This window comes from Mesorhizobium sp. M1E.F.Ca.ET.041.01.1.1, assembly GCF_003997355.1.
In the GTDB taxonomy this organism is placed as follows: domain Bacteria; phylum Pseudomonadota; class Alphaproteobacteria; order Rhizobiales; family Rhizobiaceae; genus Mesorhizobium.
Genome location: NZ_RZSL01000522.1, coordinates 1 through 4,286, shown reverse-complemented (window position 1 = coordinate 4,286; position 4,286 = coordinate 1). Strand labels below are relative to the sequence as shown.

Genomic DNA, 4,286 nt, shown 5'->3' with positions numbered 1-4,286 from the left:
AGCCGAAACGGTGCAGCTCTCGCTCGAATATGCCCCGGCTCCTCCCTTCCGGTCGGGCACGCCCGCCGAGGCTTCGCCGGCCGTGCTGGCGCAGGCAAAGGAGCGGCTTGCGGGTTCGAGACGGGCACGCGAGGAAATGTTTGCCCGCTGGCGCGAAGCTCGCGCGGCCACGCCGGCGCGCATCCACGGCTGAACCAACCGGGCCGAACGGTGCCGTAGCCGCGCCGTTCGGCTCTGCTCGTTTCGCCTGTTGACACGCCCCTCGCTCTGTGCAGAAATTGGTTGGACCATTGAACCACTTTGGGTTTCCGCCAGCGTGACCGATCCTCTCCCGCCCATCCAGGCCACGGCCCGCGACGACGCGGTACTGAAGGCGTTGGCCGGCTTTGTCAGGCAAGAGGCCCTCGGCCCCGGTGAAAAACTGCCGACCGAGCGCATCCTGGCCGAGCGCCTCAAGGTCAGCCGCAACACGGTTCGCGAGGCGCTCACCCGCTGGGAAGGCCTGGGCCTCGTCGAGCGGCGGCAAGGCAGCGGCACCTATCTCAAGGCGGCGGTCTCGCCGGACATGCTGCATATGCCCCTGACATTGGCCGGCGGCAACGACTTCGCCGGTCTGATGCGCACGCTGGAAATCCGCCGCGCGCTGGAGGCCGAGGCGGCCGCCCTTTGCGCCGTCCGCGCCGGCAAAGCCGAGATCGCAGAGATCGAGCGCAAGCTGAACATCATGGAAGAGGCCTTCCACACCCGCGCTGGCATGTCGTCGGAGGAGGACTGGGAGTTCCACCAGTCGGTCTACCGCGCCTCGGGCAATCCGCTGTTCGAGCAGATCATCAGCGCCATGCACGAGCTGTTCCATCGCTTCTGGGAGCATCCGCTCGGCGTGCGCGACTTCGGCCACGCCAGTTTTCCCTACCATCGCACCATTTTCGACTGCATCGCCGCGCATGATCCGGAGGGGGCAAGGCGCGAAGCGCTGAAGCTCATCGCCACGGTCGAAGACGACCTCAAGCGCGGCGCCGCCAACCTCAAGCTTTCGGACCGCAGATGAACGAGCACCCGACCGCCTTCGACCCAGTCATTTCCGCCAGCGACTATCTGGGCGAAGCGGCCACGCTTCTGGCGCATGACGATCCGTTCCCCGGCGGCGCGGTGGTGCCGCCGATCTACCAAACCTCGCTGTTCACCTTCGACAATTATGCCGACATGGCCGACACTTTCGCCGGCCGTCGTAGGCAGCCGATCTATTCGCGCGGCGACAATCCGACGGTGATGGAGTTCGAGGCGCGCGTCGCCGCCTTGGAAGGCGCCGAGGCCGCGCGCGGCTTCTCCAGCGGCATGGCGGCGATCAGCGCCACGGTGCTCGCCTTCGTCGGCGCCGGCGAGCGCATCGTCGCCGTGCGCAATTGCTATGGCGACGCCTACCGGCTGTTCGAGCGGCTGTTCCCGCGTCTCAACATCAAGGTCGACTATGTCGACGGCTCCGATCCCGACGCTGTCGCGGCAGCTCTGCCCGGTGCCAAGCTGCTCTATCTCGAAAGCCCGACCTCGATGATGTTCGAGCTGCAGGACATCGCGCACCTGACCCGGCTGGCGAAGGAACAGGGCATTGTCACCTCCATCGACAATTCCTGGGCCACGCCGGTATTCCAGAAGCCGATTGCGCATGGCGTCGATCTGGTGCTGCATTCGGCCTCGAAATATCTCGGCGGCCACAGCGACACCGTCGCCGGCGTGGTGGCTGGGTCCGCCGCGCACATCAAACACATCAACGAGCAGACCTATTCCTCGCTCGGCGGCAAGCTCTCGCCGTTCGAGGGCTGGCTGCTCCTGCGCGGTCTGCGCACTCTGCCGTTGCGCTTGCCGCATCACATGAAGAGCGGGCTGACGCTTGCCGAGCGGCTCAAGGCGCATGGCAAGGTCGAGCGGGTCAACCATCCCGCCTACTCCAATCACCCCGGCAAGAAGACGCTTGCCGGCTATGCCGGACTGTTCTCCTTCGAGGTCACGGAGGATGTCGACATTCCTGCTTTCGTCGATGCGCTGAAGCTCTTCCGCATCGGCGTCAGCTGGGGCGGCCATGAAAGTCTGGTCGTGCCGGCAAAGGCCTCGCTCGAGCAGACGCCGGGTCTCAATTCGATGGCGCGCTTCGGCGTCAGCCCCCGAACCATCCGCTTCAATGTCGGATTGGAAAATGTCGAGGATCTCTGGGCGGACGTCGTCCAGGCCTTCGACAAGTCAAAAAAATAACTGTTCAAAATGGGAGTCCTGAACATGAAAAGACTGACGCTGATGCTTGCCGCCGTTGCCGGCCTGGCGATCTCCGCCAGCGGTGCGCTGGCCGACACCACGATCAAGATGGTCGAGGTCATCACCAGCCCGCCGCGCACCGAATTCCTGAAGAAGCAGATCGCCGAGTTCGAAGCCGCCAACAAGGGCATCAAGGTCGAGCTCGTCTCGCTGCCCTGGGGCCAGGCCTTCGAAAAATTCCTGACCATGGTCCAGGCTGGCGATACGCCTGACGTCGTCGAGATGCCGGAACGCTGGATGGGCCTCTATGCCAACAACGGCCAGCTCGAGGATCTCGGCCCGTATATGGCCAAGTGGGACGACGCCAAGACGCTCGGCGACCGCGCCAAGCAGTTCGGCTCGACCGTCAACAACACCCAGTTCATGATCCCCTACGGCTACTATGTGAACGCGCTGTTCTGGAACAAGAAGCTGTTCAAGGAAGCGGGTCTCGACCGTCCGCCGGCAACCCTCGACGAGTTCGTCGAGTTCTCGAAGAAGATCTCGGCCATTCCCGGCAAATACGGCTACTGCCTGCGCGGCGGCCCCGGCGCCTTTAATGGCATGCACATGTTCATGAACATCGCCGACGGCAAGGGCGGCTATTTCACCGACGACGGCACCTCGACCATCAACGACGAGGGCTCGGTCAAGGGCCTGCAGATGCTGGCCGACATGTACAAGAATGGCCTGGCGCCGAAGGATGCGGTGAGCTGGGGCTTCAATGAGACGGTGACCGGTTTCTATTCCGGCACCTGCGCCATGCTCAATCAGGATCCCGACGCGCTGCTCGGCATCGCCGACAAGATGAGCGCCGACGACTTCGCCGTGGCTCCGCTTCCCGTGGGACCGAGCGGCAAATCCTATCCGACGCTGGGCTATGCCGGCTGGGCGATGTTCGCCAACTCCCAGCACAAGGAAGAGGCCTGGAAGCTGATGGCGACGCTTCTGTCGCCCAAGGACAATCTGGAATGGGCCAAGGAAGTCGGCGTCGTCCCGATCCACAACGGCGCCGACCAGGACGCTCACTTCAAGACGGAGCAGTTCAAGGGCTGGTTCACCGAGCTCAGCGACAGCTCCAAATATGAAATGGTGACCCCGCCGACCCATCTCGAGAACCTCGGCAACTTCGTCGACCAGGTGGCGATCAAGAACTTCCAGGAAGTGCTGCTCGGCCAGAAGCCGGCCAAGCAGGTGGCTGACGAATGGGCTGCGTTCCTGACCAAGGAACAACAGGCCTGGCTGGCCAAGAATAAGAAGTGACGCCCTCTCTGCCTTCTCCCCGTTAACGGGGAGAAGGTGGTCCGAAGGACCGGATGAGGGGCGGCGCCAGCATTTCATAAGTTCGCGCTGCCCCTCATCTGCCTGCCTGTTGGCACGCCGGCCCCCACCTTTCACCGCGAGCCCCGTATGACCTACGCAGTGTCCGAAATCCGATCCGCCGCCCAGCCGCGGAAGAAGCGGCTGACGAAGGCCGCGATCGAGCCATGGCTCTATCTTTCGCCGGCTATCGTCCTGCTGGTCGTGGTGCTCCTGGTGCCGCTGATCATCGGCATCAGCTATTCCTTCCGCAAATTCTCGGCCTTCAAGTCGGAATATGTCGGCCTGGGCCAGTACCAGGCGATGTTGTCCGACCAGGTGCTCGGCCAGGCTCTCGTCAACACGCTACGGTGGACCGTCGCCAGCCTGTTCTTCCAGTTCTTCCTCGGGTTGGGTCTGGCGCTGCTGCTCGACAAGCCGTTCTATGGCCGCAAGATCGTGCAGGCGGTGGTGTTCCTGCCCTGGGCGGTGCCGTCCTTCCTGTCGGGTCTCACCTGGGCCTGGCTGTTCAACCCGATCATCGGTCCGCTGCCGCACTGGCTCTTCGCGCTCGGGCTGAAGGCCGAGCCGACCAATGTGCTTTCCGATCCGGCCACCGCCATGTGGGGGCCGATCGTCGCCAACATCTGGTTCGGCATTCCCTTCTTCGCCATCACGCTGCTCGCCGCGCTGAAGTCGAT

General features: G+C 63.8%; 4 protein-coding genes and 1 pseudogene. All 5 read left to right on the top strand.

What is annotated here, in order from left to right; genetic code table 11:
* A pseudogene (locus EOA38_RS29305) lies at positions 1-193 on the top strand (DJ-1/PfpI family protein); the annotation flags it as partial.
* Between the two features lie 123 nt (positions 194-316).
* Positions 317-1,048, top strand: a complete 732-nt coding sequence (locus tag EOA38_RS29300) for a FadR/GntR family transcriptional regulator (protein ID WP_127300872.1) — start codon at positions 317-319, stop codon at positions 1,046-1,048.
* Positions 1,045-2,247, top strand: coding sequence for a PLP-dependent transferase (locus tag EOA38_RS29295; RefSeq protein ID WP_127300871.1), 1,203 nt, complete (start codon positions 1,045-1,047; stop codon positions 2,245-2,247). The genes EOA38_RS29300 and EOA38_RS29295 overlap by 4 nt, the downstream gene beginning before the upstream one ends.
* Before the next feature lie 24 nt (positions 2,248-2,271).
* Entirely contained in the window at positions 2,272-3,549 is a 1,278-nt protein-coding gene (locus EOA38_RS29290; protein ID WP_127300870.1) for a sugar ABC transporter substrate-binding protein, read from the top strand.
* 147 nt (positions 3,550-3,696) lie between these two features.
* Positions 3,697-4,286 (top strand): sugar ABC transporter permease (locus EOA38_RS29285; RefSeq protein ID WP_145966112.1); only part of this gene is annotated, 590 nt, incomplete at its 3' end.